At 37.3% G+C, this 16,270-nt stretch carries 21 protein-coding genes; all 21 read right to left on the bottom strand.

Going from position 1 to position 16,270, the window contains the following annotated elements:
- Positions 1-47 precede the first annotated feature (47 nt).
- Entirely contained in the window at positions 48-1,127 is a 1,080-nt protein-coding gene (gene flhB / locus NYE61_RS01005; RefSeq protein WP_118888919.1) for a flagellar biosynthesis protein FlhB, read from the bottom strand.
- Position 1,128: 1 nt separating this feature from the next.
- On the bottom strand, positions 1,129-1,908 hold the full coding sequence (fliR, locus tag NYE61_RS01000) for a flagellar biosynthetic protein FliR (RefSeq protein WP_118888920.1): 780 nt from the start codon (positions 1,906-1,908) through the stop codon (positions 1,129-1,131).
- A gap of 3 nt (positions 1,909-1,911) precedes the next feature.
- Positions 1,912-2,181, bottom strand: coding sequence for a flagellar biosynthesis protein FliQ (gene fliQ, locus NYE61_RS00995; protein ID WP_095308656.1), 270 nt, complete (start codon positions 2,179-2,181; stop codon positions 1,912-1,914).
- A gap of 50 nt (positions 2,182-2,231) precedes the next feature.
- Positions 2,232-2,897, bottom strand: a complete 666-nt coding sequence (gene fliP / locus NYE61_RS00990; protein ID WP_095308654.1) for a flagellar type III secretion system pore protein FliP — start codon at positions 2,895-2,897, stop codon at positions 2,232-2,234.
- Complete coding sequence (locus NYE61_RS00985; RefSeq protein ID WP_251658737.1) at positions 2,890-3,519, bottom strand: flagellar biosynthetic protein FliO; 630 nt, start codon at positions 3,517-3,519, stop codon at positions 2,890-2,892. The genes fliP and NYE61_RS00985 overlap by 8 nt, the downstream gene beginning before the upstream one ends.
- 46 nt (positions 3,520-3,565) lie before the next feature.
- The gene (locus tag NYE61_RS00980; RefSeq protein WP_095308650.1) at positions 3,566-3,928 is read right to left on the bottom strand and encodes a response regulator; all 363 of its coding nucleotides are present in this window, start codon (positions 3,926-3,928) and stop codon (positions 3,566-3,568) included.
- Between the two features lie 17 nt (positions 3,929-3,945).
- Complete coding sequence (gene fliY, locus NYE61_RS00975) at positions 3,946-5,115, bottom strand: flagellar motor switch phosphatase FliY (protein ID WP_339316634.1); 1,170 nt, start codon at positions 5,113-5,115, stop codon at positions 3,946-3,948.
- A complete protein-coding gene (fliM, locus tag NYE61_RS00970) occupies positions 5,105-6,100 on the bottom strand; it encodes a flagellar motor switch protein FliM (RefSeq protein ID WP_118888923.1) in 996 nt (331 codons plus the stop codon). The genes fliY and fliM overlap by 11 nt, the downstream gene beginning before the upstream one ends.
- A 34-nt stretch (positions 6,101-6,134) precedes the next feature.
- A complete protein-coding gene (gene fliL / locus NYE61_RS00965) occupies positions 6,135-6,554 on the bottom strand; it encodes a flagellar basal body-associated protein FliL (RefSeq protein WP_118888924.1) in 420 nt (139 codons plus the stop codon).
- Complete coding sequence (locus tag NYE61_RS00960) at positions 6,547-6,765, bottom strand: flagellar FlbD family protein (protein ID WP_095308642.1); 219 nt, start codon at positions 6,763-6,765, stop codon at positions 6,547-6,549. The genes fliL and NYE61_RS00960 overlap by 8 nt, the downstream gene beginning before the upstream one ends.
- Positions 6,766-6,810: 45 nt before the next feature.
- A complete protein-coding gene (gene flgG / locus NYE61_RS00955) occupies positions 6,811-7,602 on the bottom strand; it encodes a flagellar basal body rod protein FlgG (RefSeq protein WP_095308640.1) in 792 nt (263 codons plus the stop codon).
- Positions 7,603-7,686: 84 nt separating this feature from the next.
- Complete coding sequence (locus NYE61_RS00950; RefSeq protein WP_118888925.1) at positions 7,687-8,058, bottom strand: TIGR02530 family flagellar biosynthesis protein; 372 nt, start codon at positions 8,056-8,058, stop codon at positions 7,687-7,689.
- A 12-nt stretch (positions 8,059-8,070) separates the two neighbouring features.
- Positions 8,071-8,541 (bottom strand): flagellar hook assembly protein FlgD, encoded by a 471-nt coding sequence (flgD, locus tag NYE61_RS00945; RefSeq protein ID WP_118888926.1) that lies wholly within the window; start codon positions 8,539-8,541, stop codon positions 8,071-8,073.
- Between the two features lie 9 nt (positions 8,542-8,550).
- Positions 8,551-9,918 carry a flagellar hook-length control protein FliK gene (locus NYE61_RS00940; protein WP_339316628.1) on the bottom strand — a complete coding sequence of 456 codons (1,368 nt, stop codon included), beginning with the start codon at positions 9,916-9,918 and terminating at the stop codon, positions 8,551-8,553.
- Positions 9,919-9,944: 26 nt separating this feature from the next.
- A complete protein-coding gene (locus tag NYE61_RS00935) occupies positions 9,945-10,532 on the bottom strand; it encodes a hypothetical protein (protein ID WP_118888928.1) in 588 nt (195 codons plus the stop codon).
- A 5-nt stretch (positions 10,533-10,537) separates the two neighbouring features.
- Positions 10,538-10,984, bottom strand: a complete 447-nt coding sequence (gene fliJ / locus NYE61_RS00930; RefSeq protein ID WP_118888929.1) for a flagellar export protein FliJ — start codon at positions 10,982-10,984, stop codon at positions 10,538-10,540.
- Positions 10,984-12,306 carry a flagellar protein export ATPase FliI gene (gene fliI / locus NYE61_RS00925; protein WP_118888930.1) on the bottom strand — a complete coding sequence of 441 codons (1,323 nt, stop codon included), beginning with the start codon at positions 12,304-12,306 and terminating at the stop codon, positions 10,984-10,986. Before fliI ends, fliJ begins: the two co-directional genes overlap by 1 nt.
- Positions 12,303-13,061 carry a flagellar assembly protein FliH gene (fliH, locus tag NYE61_RS00920; protein WP_158586215.1) on the bottom strand — a complete coding sequence of 253 codons (759 nt, stop codon included), beginning with the start codon at positions 13,059-13,061 and terminating at the stop codon, positions 12,303-12,305. Before fliH ends, fliI begins: the two co-directional genes overlap by 4 nt.
- Complete coding sequence (fliG, locus tag NYE61_RS00915; RefSeq protein WP_095308624.1) at positions 13,054-14,067, bottom strand: flagellar motor switch protein FliG; 1,014 nt, start codon at positions 14,065-14,067, stop codon at positions 13,054-13,056. The genes fliH and fliG overlap by 8 nt, the downstream gene beginning before the upstream one ends.
- Before the next feature lie 12 nt (positions 14,068-14,079).
- A complete protein-coding gene (fliF, locus tag NYE61_RS00910; RefSeq protein WP_118888932.1) occupies positions 14,080-15,669 on the bottom strand; it encodes a flagellar basal-body MS-ring/collar protein FliF in 1,590 nt (529 codons plus the stop codon).
- A 295-nt stretch (positions 15,670-15,964) separates the two neighbouring features.
- Positions 15,965-16,270: a flagellar hook-basal body complex protein FliE gene (fliE, locus tag NYE61_RS00905; RefSeq protein WP_118888933.1), complete on the bottom strand. Its 306-nt coding sequence runs from the start codon at positions 16,268-16,270 to the stop codon at positions 15,965-15,967.

Below are 16,270 nucleotides of genomic sequence, written 5' to 3'. Positions count from 1 at the left end.
TATAGCTTAGTTCCCAAGACAGCCACGCCCAGTCGTTTATATACTTTTTAAATCTTTTTCTCTAATCGATATACATATGCTAGTACTTCTGCAACAGCCTTAAAGAATTCTTCCGGTATGATATCCCCTATCTCTGCCGCACGATACAGCCCTCTTGCTAATGGCCTGTTTTCAACGGTAATTACGTCATTTGCTTTAGCTATTTCTTTTATTTTTAATGCTATTTGATCTGTACCTTTTGCAAGTATATAAGGAGCATTAGCCTTTTCTTCGTCATATTTAATTGCTACTGCATAATGCGTAGGGTTTGTAATAATAACATCCGCATTTGGTACCTCACTCATCATTCTTCTCGTTGCAATCTGCCTTTGTTTTTCCTTGATTTTCGATTTAATTAAAGGATCCCCTTCAACATTCTTATATTCGTCCTTAATATCCTGCTTGGACATCCGCATATTTTTTTCGAAATCAAACCGTTGATAAGCATAGTCAAACACCGCTAATAATAATAAAGCTATAATTGCTGCAAACGCCATAACACTCGTAACTCTTCCAAAGAAAGCTAATGCATTTTCAGCGTTCGTAAATGCCGTCATCAGCATTTCATCTTTATAAAGCCAAATCACAGAGAATGTTATCCCGCCAATACAGGTGATTTTTAATAAGGATTTTAATAGCTCAACAAGTGCTCGGATTGAAAAAATCCGTTTTGCTCCTTGAATCGGATCAATTTTCTTTAGATCAAACTTTAATGGCTCTGTTGTGAACAAAAAACCTACTTGCATTAAGTTAGAGGCGAAACCTGCGACAATTGCGATTAACATTATAGGTGCAAGCATCTTTGCTGCTTCGACCGTTGCACTGTTCAGTATTTGCTGAACAGTATTCTCCGTTAATTCCCAGTCGAGAAATTCAATAAAAGTACGCTCATATATTCCTGTCATATGCTCCAAAATAAATCCGCCAAACAAAAACAATGTAGAAAAACAAAATAATAATAAAATTGCTGTATTTATGTCCTGGCTTTTTGCTACTTTTCCTTTTTTTCGTTCATCGAGACGCTTTTTTGGAGTAGCTTTTTCTGTTTTTTCACCTGCAAAAAATTGTAAATCAAGTTTCAAGTGCAAATTAAGCACCTCCGAAAAGCTGCATTAGTCCACGCATCGTTTCAAACATTGCTGTAAAAAGGTTTCTTGCCAGCGTCACATACAAAGCTAGAAACACTAGGATCGCAAGAAAACTAACTAATATTTTAAGCGGCAGCCCTACAACAAACACATTCATTTGCGGTACAGTACGCGCAATAATTCCAAGTGCCACATCTACCAAAAACAAACAGCCAACGATTGGAATTGCAATTTGGAAAGCGATAATAAACATACTATTAAAAGCTGTAATGACAAATTCTGCAATTGAATTATTCTGAAATGGAATAAATGTTTCCAGCGGAATAAAACGATAACTATTAAATATTCCATCAATAATCAAATGATGCCCATCAACCGCTAATAAAAATAATAGTGCAATCATATATAAATATTGTCCTGTCAATGGACTTTGTGCTCCTGTTTGTGGGTCCACCACATTCGCAATCGCAAATCCCATTTGAAAGTCAATAAAACCACCAGCTACCTGTATTGCAGATACGATAATAAATGAAATGAGGCCAATTAGTACTCCAACTAACACTTCTTTAACTATTAGAAAAATATACATTTCGTCGACGACCAGTTGGGAAGCATCGACTGTATAAAACATAATCATTGCTAGAAAGAAGCTAAAACCTATTTTAAATGGTAATGGCACTGTTCGATAAGAAAATAACGGCATCGTAACAAAAAATGCCAATACCCGTACGAATATAAGCAGAAAAACTGGTAGACTCGTAATAGAAATTAAATCAAGCATGATTTACCCTACAAACTGATTAATATTTTGAAAAATAGAGGATGCAAATTCAACCATTGTCGTAAGCATCCACGGTCCAAAGAAGATCAGCCCTATAAAAACAGCGACAATCTTTGGGATAAAGGCTAATGTTTGTTCTTGTATTTGCGTCGTTGCCTGAAAAATACTTACCAACAAACCGACCGCAAGAGCTAATATAAGCAATGGGCCTGTAACAAGTAATATTGTATAAACTCCTTGCTCAGCCAAGGTCAATACGAATTCACTGCTCATAAGTAGAAGCTCCTTTCTTTACTATACTCACATTTAAAGTGCGTGAACCTCTAAAAACCATTAAGTAAGGATTGCGTTATTAAATACCATCCATCCACCAACACGAAGAGTAAAATTTTAAACGGCAACGAGATCATAACTGGTGGAAGCATCATCATTCCCATTGACATCAGAACACTTGCCACAGCCATATCAATAATCAAAAATGGGATAAAAATCATAAAGCCCATTTGGAATGCCGTTTTTAATTCACTTATTGCGAAAGCAGGAACTAATGTAGTTAGGGGAATATCTTGTACCGTTTCAGGTGGCTCTGTTTGCGTATAATCAAGAAATAGAGCTAAATCCTTTTGCCTCGTATGCCTTGCCATAAAATCCTTTAAAGGTGCACTGGCATTTTCATATGCCTCATCCAAAGTAATTTCTTCATCAAAAAGTGGCTGTAGCGCTTCTTGATAGACCTCACTGAATGTAGGAGCCATAATAAAAAAAGTAAGAAATAGGGCTAAACCAATGAGTACTTGGTTTGGCGGCATCTGTTGTGTTGCTAAAGAAGTCCGAACAAATGAAAGCACAATAATTATTCGCGTGAAGCTTGTCATTAAAATCAATATTCCTGGCGCTAGCGAAAAGATGGTTAGTAAAAGTATTAACCGAACAGACGTGGATACATTAGCTGGATCCGAACTAGAAAATATATCGATAAATTCATTCATGTGTATCTTCCTTGTGCTTATTAATCATATTTTTTCGGCTTTGCTTCAAATTGTTAAGTTCATTCGAGAAAAGCTTCTTAAATTCACTGCTAGACGATTGATTTGTCTGATCTTTTTTGGAAGAAACAAAAGGTGACAACAACGAACTGATTGGAAAACTATCTTGAGTATCTTGATTATTACGTACAATATCTTGCTTTACTTCGTCGTCAGTAATCTCTTGAAGCAATTCAACATTTTCTCCTACACCAACTAAATAAAGTCTTTTTCCAATTCGAATGATTTGAATAGAACGATTTTGTCCTACAGATATCCCACCTAAATTTTCTAGTGCCTTCACCTGGTTGAAAAGTTTGTTTCGTTTATTTAAAAACTTAAGCAGCACATAAATTAATCCAAGAACTAGTAATAATGCAAAAAACATTCTAACTAATTCAAACGCCATGGAACTGGACTTATTATTATCCGTTAGTAAATCACTATCATTTTCGTTTTCTTCCAATTCGTTTTTTGGAATTTCATCATCTTCACAATCAGCTTCCTCCCCCAGACATTCCAACACACTGTTTGGTGCTGCATCCGTCTGGAAGGAGAAAAATGATAGAATAAGAATGGTACTCAAACAGAAACTGTAAAGAATTTTTTTCTTCAACCTGCTCACTCGTTTCTTAGTTTAAAGCTTTTTGAATCGCTTCGATTACCCTATCTGCTTGGAACGGCTTTACAATAAAGTCTTTTGCTCCCGCTTGAATAGCGTCAATCACCATTGCCTGTTGTCCCATCGCAGAACACATAATGATTTTAGCGTCTGGGTTAACTTTCTTTATTTCTTTTAATGCTGTAATTCCATCCATTTCTGGCATCGTAATATCCATGGTTACTAAATCAGGTGTCAATTCTTTGTATTTTTCAACCGCCTGCGCTCCGTCCTGTGCTTCCCCAACTATTTCATAACCATTCTTTGTAAGGATATCCTTAATCATCATTCGCATAAATGCTGCATCATCCACAATTAAAATTCGTTCTGCCATTTGGTTATTCCCCCTAATTATTTTAAATTCCTAATCCGGTCATACTGACTAATAATATCTGTAACACGAACACCGAAGTTTTCTTCAATCACAACAACTTCACCTTCAGCTACAAGTTTATCATTTACTAGAATATCAACCGGTTCACCTGCTAGCTTATCAAGCTCAATAATAGAACCTGAAGCCAGTTCAAGTATATCGTTAATTGATTTTTTTGTTCGGCCAAGTTCAACGGTAACTTTTAATGGGATATCAAGTAACATATCAAGGTTACGTTGCTGACCAGTATTCAGCTCAACCTTTTCAAAATCAGAGAAAGCTGCCTGATGCACCTCTGCATGTGAGCTTGTAACTTTATGACCCAAATATTGCGGTTCAGCTGGGTCATCTCTTGTTTCTGCTTGTAAGGAGTTATTATAAACAGCCTGCTCCTGCTGTTTAGCTACACTATTCTCAGTAACCGGGATTTCAGCTTCAAGCGTCGCAGCGCTCTCCTTTTTCTCAATTGCGTGTTCTTCCGACCCATTTAACAGCTCATTAACTAGCTCTTTTGCAAAGCGCAACGGAATTAATTGCATCATATTCGAATTGATCAGATTCCCAACAGTTAATTTAAAAAACACCTTTACATAGACTTCTTCATCAAAAACATTTTCGTTTTTAACTCCAGTTACTTCTTCATCCAATATTGAAGGCGGAGAGATATCAACGCGTTTATTAAACACGGTTGACATACTCGTTGCAGCTGCACCCATCATTTGATTCATCGCTTCCTGAACTGCGCTTAAATGGATTTCATTCAATTCACTATCTGGATTTGTCCCATCACCACCAAGCATAATATTTGCAATAATAGCTGCGTCCCCAGCTTTTATAACAAACACGTTTTTTCCCGTAAATCCCTCTATGTAATTCACTTGAATACTTACTGGCTCAAAGGTAAATTCATCACCAATATCCGTTCTTTCTATGACGTCTACTATTGGTGTTGTTATTTCCACCTTCTGATTTAATAAAGTGGAAAGTGTGGTGGCAGAGCTACCAAAAGAAATATTACCAATTTCTCCTAGTGCATCAATTTCAATATCGGAAAGATAGCTTTGCTTATTTTCATCTGACTTGTCTTCATCAGAAATATTCAATAGCGCATCAATTTCTTCCTGTGAAAGCATGCCATCATTCATCATATTGCTCACCCCTTTTTATTTCATCTAATATTTGTACAGACATTTTATTTTTATACTTGCCTGGCTGCACGAGGAATTTAACTTCATTATTAATAGTAAGTCTTAGCGGTAAATCGATTTTCTGATCTAGTGTTATCACATCATTTTGCTTTAGTGCCAAAAACTCATTGATTGCAATCGCACCCTCACCAAGAATCGATTTTACTTCAACTTCAGTTTGCTTTAAGTTCTTCGACATTTTATTAAATGCTGTAGCATCCCGATTTTTTTTCTCCGCTTGCATCCAATAATGCACAGAGAGCTTCGGAATAATTGGCTCCAAAATTATATGTGGGATACAAATATTAATCATACCAGTTGTTTCCCCAATTGCAGCTGTCATCGAAACGACGACAACCGTATCATTTGGTGCAACCATCTGTAAAAATTGAGGATTTTCTTCAAACTCTTCTAATCGTGGCTTTATTTCTGTTACAGAAGCCCACGATTCTTCTAATGTATACACAGCTTTTTCGAAAAATTGACGTAGTAATAACTTTTCGATTTCCGTTAAATTGTTGTTTTTGTTAATCGTGTTACCTTTTCCGCCTAGAATTCGGTCAAGCAATGCATAACCAATATTTGGATTAACCTCCATGATTAAATTACCATCTAACGGTTCAACACTATAAATATTTAATATTGTCACTTTTTGTATTGAGCGTACGAACTCTTCAAATGGCACCTGATCAACAGATGTAACCGAAATATTAACATACGTTCTTAGCTGCGATGAAAAATAAGTTGTTAGCATTCTTGCATAATTTTCATGAATTCTAGAGATGCTTCTTATCTGATCTTTAGAGAAACGCAATGCGCGTTTAAAATCATACACGCGTACTTTTTTCTCTTGCTCTTCTTTTTTTAGTTCTTCAGCATCCATTTCACCTGAGGTTATCGCAGATAATAGTGCATCTATTTCATTTTGTGAGAGAACTTCATCCATTAATCATACCCACCTCCTATTAGGAGCTTTCATTCTATTGAAGTATTTTGTTGATTGTATATACTTCTGTGATTTCTCCTTCTTCCACTAGTTCGTTTAAACTTGATTTAACAACTTGCTCTAACTCGGAAAGTCCGGATTTAAAATCTTCTTCTGTTTTCGTTGCAAGCTCTTTAATAATAATATTTTTCAATTGGAAATCACGCTTTTCAACCTCTTTTAATGTTTCTTTCCCATCCGTTACAATTTGAAACTGAATTCTAACAAATGCTCCATCTGCTAAATCGGTTGTGATTTCAGGTGATTCATAGGAATAGTTTACAATGTCATCAATCGTTTGTGCATCACCTTTTTCATTTTCGCCTGCCACATTTAATACAACTACTAATGAAGCAATTGCAATAACTAATAATACAACAAGTGATGTAATCATTGTCTTTACTAACTTACTCATCCTCTTCACCAGCCTTTATTTGAACTCGTGCTAATCCTATTTGTTGGTAGTATTCTGTAATTTTTTGTATAACATCATCGGCTTTGTTCTTTACAACAATTTTCTTTCCATTAATTAAGGAAATCGTTGTATCTGGCAGCGACTGAACCTGTTCAATTAAAACGGCATTTAGTACAAATTCATCGTCATTCAGCCTTTTTAAAGTAATCATGTATATGGCGGGAGTACAGGTTTAACCATACTCCCTACCCCCTTATTATCGTTTTAAGTTTACTAGCTCTTGAAGAATCTCATCAGATGTTGTGATAATTCTAGTATTTGCCTGGAAACCACGCTGTGCTGTAATCATTTCTGTAAACTCTTCTGAAAGGTCAACGTTTGACATTTCAAGTGAGCCACTTATGATCGAAGCTGCTCCATTCTGTTCAGGAGTAACTGTACCGTTATAACCTGCATTAGGTGAATCTAAGTATAAATTGCTACCGTCTTTTACTAACCCGGCAGGATTCGAAAAGCTTGCCAGCGTTATTTGCCCAGCTTCTTGTGTTGCACCAGCAGCATCAATATAGTTTATCGTACCGTCTGTTTGAATACTGAAGCTTTGCGCATCAGTTGGTATTGTTATATTTCCATTAGCACCTTGAAGATACAATCCATTCGGATTAACAATCGCGCCATTATCATCTAAATAGAAATTTCCAGCTCTTGTATAATACGTTGTACCCCCTTGTTCCTGCAATACAAACATTCCATCACCTTCGATTGTCAAGTCAAGCGGGTTATTTGTCACCTGCTGAAATCCTTGTGTGTGAATGTTGCTTATTGTACCAAGCTGAGAACCAAGCCCAACCTGTGTAGCATTGACTCCCCCACGAGTAGCAGTTGCACCTTGTGCACCTGTTGTTGTCTGACTCATTAAATCTTGGAAAGTCACGTTTGCTTTTTTATACCCTGTTGTATTAACATTGGCGATATTATTTCCGATAACATCTAATTTCGTTTGGAAATTTTTCATACCTGAAATACCTGCATACATTGAACGTAACATTTTTTTATCCCCTTTTTTATGGTTATTTTGGTTAGCTGTATCTAGCATTCAACAGCTTATATTGGCCTCCCATAAGGGTCCAGCCTAGTCATTTATTAGAATGGTTCCATTGATATTTGTAAAAATTCTACTTGTTGCTTCCTCACGATTCATTGCTGTCACTACAGTATGATTTTTTGCATTAACAAGCAATGCTGCATTGTTCATGACGATAAGTGAATCTGTAATCCCCTTTTTCTTAGCTTCCTGCATTTTCTCGCCGATTATTTCCCATTGCTGCTCATCAATTTGAATATTTCGCTCTGCTATTCGCTGTGATGCATGTTTACTTATTTTCAATCCTTGTTCCTGTGATAAAATATCCTTAAATGGAATGGGTGATTGCTTAGACTTAGGTCCATTGATTGCTGGAAACTGTAATGCATGCTGTGGGACTTGATGAATCCGATGATCCATAACCTTTCCCCCTTATTCCGTTATCCTATCTCCGGCTTCTTCTTTTGTACCTGGATCGCTAACTTGAATAATCGCATCCGCGTATATTTTTTCTCCATTTTCAAGCTCCAATATTGCCCATCCTTCATGTTGACTAACAGCCACTACTTTACTAGTTACTTTACCAAGCTCCTTACCTGTCTCTTGGTCCACATCCATATATGATACTTCCTGACCAATCATATGACTGTATTGGATTACAGGAGAGACCAACTGACTTTGTACGAGCATTTCGATTGAATTAGACATGTTCATCATCTGCTCCAATGATGAAAAAGTGGCCATTTGTGATACAAATTCACGATCGTCCATCGGATTTGTAGGATCCTGATTTTGTAACTGCGTCATTAGTATTTTTAAAAATTCATCCTTACCAAGGCTTGCGCTCGGTGTTCTGGTCTTTGGCTGGTTACTTAAATATAACGATGGATCAATTGTTGTCATTTCCTCCACCTACACCTTCTCATTTAGAAGCAGCTCTTCAAACTGTCTCTCAAAGCTATCTTCTGTTTGTTGATTATCCTTATGATCGGATTGATTCGATTGCTGCTGTTCCTGTTCTTTTAACTGTTTATTTTCTTGCTCTTCCTGCAAATTTGTCGTTTGCGGCACATTTGCATCTTGCTTCTCCACGACTACTTGGTGCGGGGAAAACATATTCTTAAGCTGATGTATGTTTGATTCTAACATCTCTTTTGCAGTAGCAGTGGTAACTAAAATTTTTACCAATACTTCACCATTTACCTGTGTAAAACGAACCATTAATTCCCCCATATTATCGGGTCTTAACAATACTGTTAAATGGTTCCTCTGGTTGGGCAAAGCCGACAATTTAGTTGATTCCATAATTTTTTCAAACTGGTCCATTAACTGCTGATCCGGGCTTTGAGTCGGTTGTAGTTGATTAATATGAATCACATGTTGCTCTAGTTTTGAAATCGGCACCGCCTGGTTCGTCTGACTTGTCATAACAACTAAATTTTCTTTTTCAATTGCACTACGAAGCCATTTCGCTATATCCTTAACTGTTACATTTGAATCTGCATTGTACCGTTGCATTCCAGAAAAATGCTCTCGCTTTTGGAATGAATCAAATATGTAATTCCATATTTTCGTCTCTCTCGTTTCTTGCTTATTCCCTGCTGTTAATTCATTCATCTCTTCGCCATTTACTGCCGTTACCCCAGCTATCAATGTATTTGGATTTACTTGCTCTTTATTTACATGCTGTCTTTGTTGTAACAAGGTAAACCCTGCTGTATCTCTGTCTGTCACAGACGTTAGGTTTGCTTGTAACCGTGTTAAATCCTTCCATTGATGAAGCAATTCCAATACTTTTGATGAGGCATCCCGAACATCTTCGTCTGTATCTAATTTGGAGATTAATTTTTCAATCTGCTCAAGCAAAAAGGCTAGTTGTTCCTCAACATCTGTATTACTCGTTCCACTTTCAGGATTTACTATTGGAAATCCATGCAATTCGCTAGATAGTGAGACTTCTTCCTCCACGTCAGGAAAAACAGATGAAGGTTGCAGGATAAAGACATCTTGATTCTCCACCTCATTATTTAAGCTTGCAGTAGCTGAATTCGCTACATTTTCTGTATCATTTCCACTGTTGATTCGTTGTAACAGATTCTCTAGAGCAACCTCTTTTTTCATTGAAGACAGTTCCTGATTTTCATGCTCAGATACATTAACAATGTTCTCATCTAATATACGGTGAAATGATGAAACATCCCCTCGTAAACCGGATTTCATTTGCGTATTTGTCAACTTTGCTGGCTGTACCTGTTGTAGAAACACCGCGACACTATTCAAATTCTCACCTCCTTCCAATAACTTTTTTAATTTTCATTTGAGAGAAGCAATTGTGTTAGCTCTGCTGCCTGTTCAGGATTCATCGCACCTAGTATCGTTGCACGATGTTCGTTAGATAGTTCCTGCAAAATTGAAACCGCCGTATCTGTCTCTAAATTTTCAATAATAGGGGCTGCTTTAGAGCCCTTCATTTCTTCAAATGAATCAATAATTGTAGAAAAAGATTCATCTGAAGAATCTTCCTCTAACAATTCTTCATCAATCTGTGCATCTTCTAAACTATTTTCCAAACGAACAATATCTTGGTTTTGATCATTTATTGTAGCTTCCAATTCACGAATCGTTTCATTTAAGCTTGTAATCTCTTCATCTTTCTCATTTACAATTGCTTGTGCCCGCGAATCATCTTGTACAGGCTTTGCTTCATCTGATGCTACTAGATTCGATATGATTGGCATTGAACTAGCTTGTTGCTTCGTCCAATCGATAACATTAAATCCTGCAACCCCCATGATAATAACAACTAGAGTAATGATGATGATTAACGGAATTACAACTGCAAATAAAAACCAGAGAATTGGATTCCTTTTTTTCTTTTTCGTAGTCTCAACCATTTATTTCACCTATTTTTTTGGCTTAAAAATTGTGTTATTGAAATTTCATCCATAAAAGCATCTTCCATCTTTTTTTGTATAGTTGCTTTTGTTTCTTTTCTTACTTCAATTAGTTTCTCGAATTTCTTTACTTCCACGTGCGCATCTGACAGCAGATGTTGTTTTGATTCCATATCTGTTCTAGCCTTTTGAACACGAGACTGCAAATTATTAATTTGTCTGTTTAGTTGCTCAATGTAATTGGCTTGCTCTTTTATTCGGTCAATCGGTGTTAGTGAGTGAAAAAATTGATCATATGAATCCTCAGCACGTTCTTTTTTTCGCAAAATTTGATACAGCTCTGTAGCAACTTTTTCAAAAGAATCAAGTGATTGATTATACGCTTTCTGTGCAACTTGCTTTTCATTTTCACGAATATCCAATATTTTTGATAATGCAACAATCTCGGCCATCACTCAATTCCTCCATTAAGCAGTGATTTCATCAATTGAATCGTTTCTTCTAACGTATTTACTTCATGTATATCCTGCCTTAAAAATTCTTGGATTTTTGGATAATAGGAAATTGACCGATCAATCTCCTGATTGGTGCCACGTTTATAAGCACCTATGTTAATTAATTCACGATTATCCTCGTATACTGCCATCAGCTTCCGAAGCTCTTGTGCAATCTGTTTTTGTTCCGCTGTTGCAACCATATTCATAACTCGACTAACTGACTTCTGTACATTAATAGCAGGAAATTGACCGCGCTCTGCTAGCTTTCTATCCATTACAAAGTGTCCATCTAATATTCCACGAACTGCATCTGCAATCGGCTCATTCATATCATCCCCATCAACAAGTACAGTGTAGAAAGCGGTGATTGTCCCAGCTTTATTTGTTCCCGTTCTTTCTAATAACTTGGGAAGAATGGAAAACACAGATGGTGTATATCCTTTTGTCGTTGGTGGCTCACCAATCGCCAGACCAATTTCTCTTTGTGCCATTGCTACTCTAGTGACGGAATCCATCATTAAATTAACATGGTAGCCAAGATCGCGGAAATACTCACTAATTGCAGTAGCAGTATATGCTCCTTTAATCCGCATTAGAGCAGGTTGGTCTGATGTTGCCGCTACAACAATTGTCTTTTTTAGCCCTTCTTCGCCCAAATCGTGCTCAATAAACTCACGCACCTCACGACCACGTTCACCAATCAATGCAATAACGTTAATATCAGCATTACTATTTCTTGCAATCATTCCGAGTAGTGTGCTTTTCCCAACACCACTACCAGCAAAAATTCCAACCCTCTGGCCTTTACCCATTGTTAAAAGCGAATCAATTGCTTTCACGCCAACTTGAATTGGTTTGCGTATCGGTGGTCGTGTCATTGGATTTGGTGGAGCTTGATCGGTTAAATAGTTAGAGAGCCCTTTTGGAAGTGATGCTTGATCATCCAATGGCTGACCAAGCGAGTTCACAACATTTCCAATCAAAGATCGTCCAACCTTTACAGTTAAAGGCTTTCCAGTAGATTCAACTAAGCATCCGGATCCTATCTCCGTTACCTCTGCATATGGCATAAGAAGGATTTTTTCATTATTAAAACCTACAACTTCTGATACAATAGGTGGTCGATTAGAGGAGGAAGAATGAATGTAACATACTTCTCCTATGTTTGCCGCGGGTCCTTCTGATTCAATCATCAACCCTACAACACGCAGGACCTTACCATAATGCTTATATGTTGCAGCTTTTTCTATAACAGATTTGTAATCGGATAAATTCATTGCTTCTTCTCCATTAGGTAATCCTGCAATGCTTCACGGATTTTTGATAGTTGTGTGTCAACACTCGCATCAATTTGACCAAAAGCATGCTCGATTAAGCAAGTGTTTTTCTTCAAGTTTTCATCTAAGTAGATAGATAAAGTTGATTCATCTTCCATAATTCGATTTAATTCATCTTTTTGCTCTATGACCTCACTGTAATTTAGAGGATGTAAATAAATCGTTACAGTTGATTGATCTTTTAATTCCCGGATGGCCTGTCGTATAATTCCCAAAAATGTTGCTGGTTCCTTGGAAATTTCCTTACCGATAATTTTCTCTGCAATACTAAGTGACAGCTGTAATATCGACTCTTCGCTATTTTCAATCGTTTTATTGTAATCATACGTCGTTGCATCAATAATTAAATTAGCTTGATTCAACTTTTCTTCATATGCAGCTTTACCTGCTTGCTCTCCTTGAAAAAAACCGGTTTGATAACCTTCCTGCTTTGCACTTTCAATCAACTGATGCTTCGTTTCTTCCCAGTTGTTTTTCTCTTGTTCAATTGCTCGCTTGGTTTGTTCCAGTAATACTTCTTTTTTTTGAGCTAAATCCAGCAATTCCTGTTGCATGCTTTCGATCTCATCTTGGATTGTCTCCAATTCTTTATTACTATCAATTGGTTCATCTTCAATGGTGTGCTGTATCGACCGAATCGGTTTAATTTTTATCAATTTCTGATTGAAGAGCTGTTTATTTTCTGAATCAGACAATGATATCGTCTCCTCCACCTCTAGCGATGACAATTTCTCCTATATCTTCAAGTCTACGAATAATAGCTACAATTCTCATTTGTGCTTCTTCTACGTCTCTTAGGCGAACTGGTCCCATATATTCCATTTCTTCTTTGAAAGTTTCTGCCATGCGCTGAGACATGTTTGTAAAGACAACATCTTTAACCTCATCACTAGCAACCTTCAAAGCTAATCGCAGATCTTCATTTTCAACTTCACGAATTACACGTTGTATCGCTCGATTATCAAGGACAACAATGTCTTCAAAAACAAACATTCGCTTTTTGATTTCATCTGCCAGTTCCGGATCTTGAACCTCTAGAGCATCAAGAATTGTTCGCTCCGTACTACGGTCTACACCATTCAACACTTCAACAACCGCCTGTATTCCACCAGTTTGTGTATAATCCTCAGAAACAGAAGCAGATATATTCTTCTCCAGCACTTGTTCTACCTGACTTATAATTTCAGGTGAAGTGGAATCCATTGTAGCTATTCGTCTAGCCACATCAGCTTGCAGCTCCTGGGGCAATGAGGATAAAATCTGTCCTGCCTGTTCGGAGTCAAGGTAAGAAAGAACTAAAGCAATTGTTTGCGGATGCTCTCCTTGAATAAAATTCAATACTTGTTGAGGATCCGCTTTTCTTGCAAAATCAAATGGTCTTACCTGTAAAGATGAAGTTAGACGGTTTATTATATTGGAAGCTTCTTGCTTTCCAAAAGCTTTTTCCAAAACGGTCTTCGCGTAACCAATTCCTCCCTGTGTTATGTAGTCTTGTGCTACAGCAATTTGGTGGAATTGTTCTAAGACATTTTCTTTCAAATTTGTATCTACTTTTTTAACCGATGATATTTCCAAGCTTAACTTTTCAATTTCTTCTTCTGATAAGTACTTATAAACTTGCGCCGATACATCTGGACCTAGGGAGATTAAAAGAATTGCTGCCTTTTGCTTTCCAGTTAAAACGCCTTTTTGCCTTGCCATTTTTTTACCCTCCTAATCTTCTCCAATCCAGCTTCTCAACAATTTAGCAAATTCCTCTGGTTTTTCTTTCGCAATTTTTTCTAACTGCTTTCTTCTTACAACTGCTTCAGATTCTTCTTCCTGTGGTAGATCAGGAACTTCCAGTACTGGACTTTCTGTAACTGTTTCCTCTATTATTTCCTCTTCACTACTCCTATTTCGGACTAATAAAATGATTAGTATGATAATAGCAACAAGTAATACAGCTCCGACAATATACATCCATAATGGAATAACAGGAGAAGACGCACTGACTGTTGCAGGAGGTTCTGTGAATTCCTGAAACACAATGGATATCTTGTCTTCTGGGACAACTTCGCCGTAATCTGCGTCAATTGTCGCTCCTACGATAGAACTGAGAATAGAAGAAACTCCTTGTTCCACATCATTCTGTTCTTGCCCGCTTAGAAACTCTACATTGTTTCCCTCTGTTGTTCTTGTATTATCGATTGCAACTTGAATTCCAAGGTCGCGAACTTTATAGGGACTCTCAACAATTTCCTTACGAATTCGATTATATTCATAGTTTATTGTTTCCTTATCTAGCTCATATTCACCAGATCCAGCATCTCCAGCCGGGTAGTTGGTAACATCCTCATCACCTGTCCCACCGATACCACCGGTAGCACCATCACCAGTATAGGATTCCTGAATTGTTTCCAGACTAACAGGTATTCCTTCCACGTTTTCAATATCAACAGGCTCCACGAGTTCCTCTGTACGATTCTCTTGAGTGAAATCAATATCTGCAGTCACAGAAACGATGACATTATCCATTCCAACCATTGTTCCAAGCATTTGTTGTAATCTTCTTTGGATATCTCGCTCAGTATCCTTCTTCACGGTTTGCTGATGAGTGTACGCATCTTGAGCTCCAGAAGCAGTTTGTGAATTTCGATCAAAGTACTCAAAATATTGGTTCATAATAACAATATTTTCAGATGGAAGATTCGGCAGCGCTTTTGAAACTAAGTGATAGAGCGCTTCTACTTGATTTCCTTGAAATTGATAGCCTGGCTGTGTGTTTAACACGATTGATGCACTAGCTTCACCAGTCACATCACTAACAAATACCGGTTCTTCAGGCATATTAATCATTACTTGCGCATTATTGATACCTTCAATGCTCTGAATCAGATTAGCAAGCTCTGTTTGCATTGCATCAAGCTTCATGATATTAAATTCATTGTCGGTTATTCCCCAAGATGTATTCTCACTAAAAAAGGAATAATCAATATTCCCACTGTTTGGCAAGCCCATTCCAGCTAGATCAACGAGCAATGATTCAACCTGTTCCTCTGGAACATTAATGCTCGTGCCTCCGTTATTTAATTCGTAAGGAATGCCTCTTGTATCTAGCTCTGCTTTAATTTGTCCGACCTCTTGAATGGTCAAATTATTATATAATGGAACAAAACGAGTATTGGAACTAAAAAAAGCAATACCTATTATAAATAAAATTATTATGATAACTGACCCAAGAAAGAGACCCCTTTGGCTTTTTGACCGATTCTGCCAAAACAAAGTTACCGATTCTTTCCATTTCAACAAAGTTTCCTTCATAATTTCCCCCACCAAAGTGCATTAAGTAATCGATATTTCATCATTAATCTACTATAGGATGTCCAAAACATCCGGTAAAAGTAATACATCCGAGAACTGAGGACCTTCGACTAACTACCGATAAGCCCTTTGTCGAAACGTCGAAGTCACCACATCCTTTGGAAGTCCGGTACGGGGAGTTTCACCCCTTCGAACCTCGACGAATAGGACGTTGCTTACTTAGCCTCCTCGGACCTTATCATCCTCATTGTTGAACACGTACTACTATTGATTGCTTGTCGTTGCTATTCGAAGATTATATCGACATTCTCATTATTTCGTTGTATGCATCGATAACTTTTTTCTGGATCTGCACTGTAGTTTCGAGCGTAATGCTTGCCTTCTGTGCTGTGATCATCACGTCATGAAGATCATCAATATTACCGTTAGCTAATGCCTCCGTCTTATTATCTGACTCCATCTGAACAGAATTAAGGTTGTCAATTGCACCTTTTAACGTGTCTGCAAAATTAGCTTGTGCCTCTCCAGGTGTCACTGCAGCATTCGAAACTTTCGATAAAGATTGAATAGGCTGCGAAACATTATTTATTGAAAAGTCCAT

Source organism: Oceanobacillus sp. FSL W7-1304, from assembly GCF_037969805.1.
GTDB classification, from domain to species: Bacteria; Bacillota; Bacilli; order Bacillales; family Amphibacillaceae; genus Oceanobacillus; species Oceanobacillus profundus.
The sequence above is the reverse complement of the archived record's forward strand: the minus strand, read 5'-3'. Positions and strand labels throughout refer to the sequence as shown.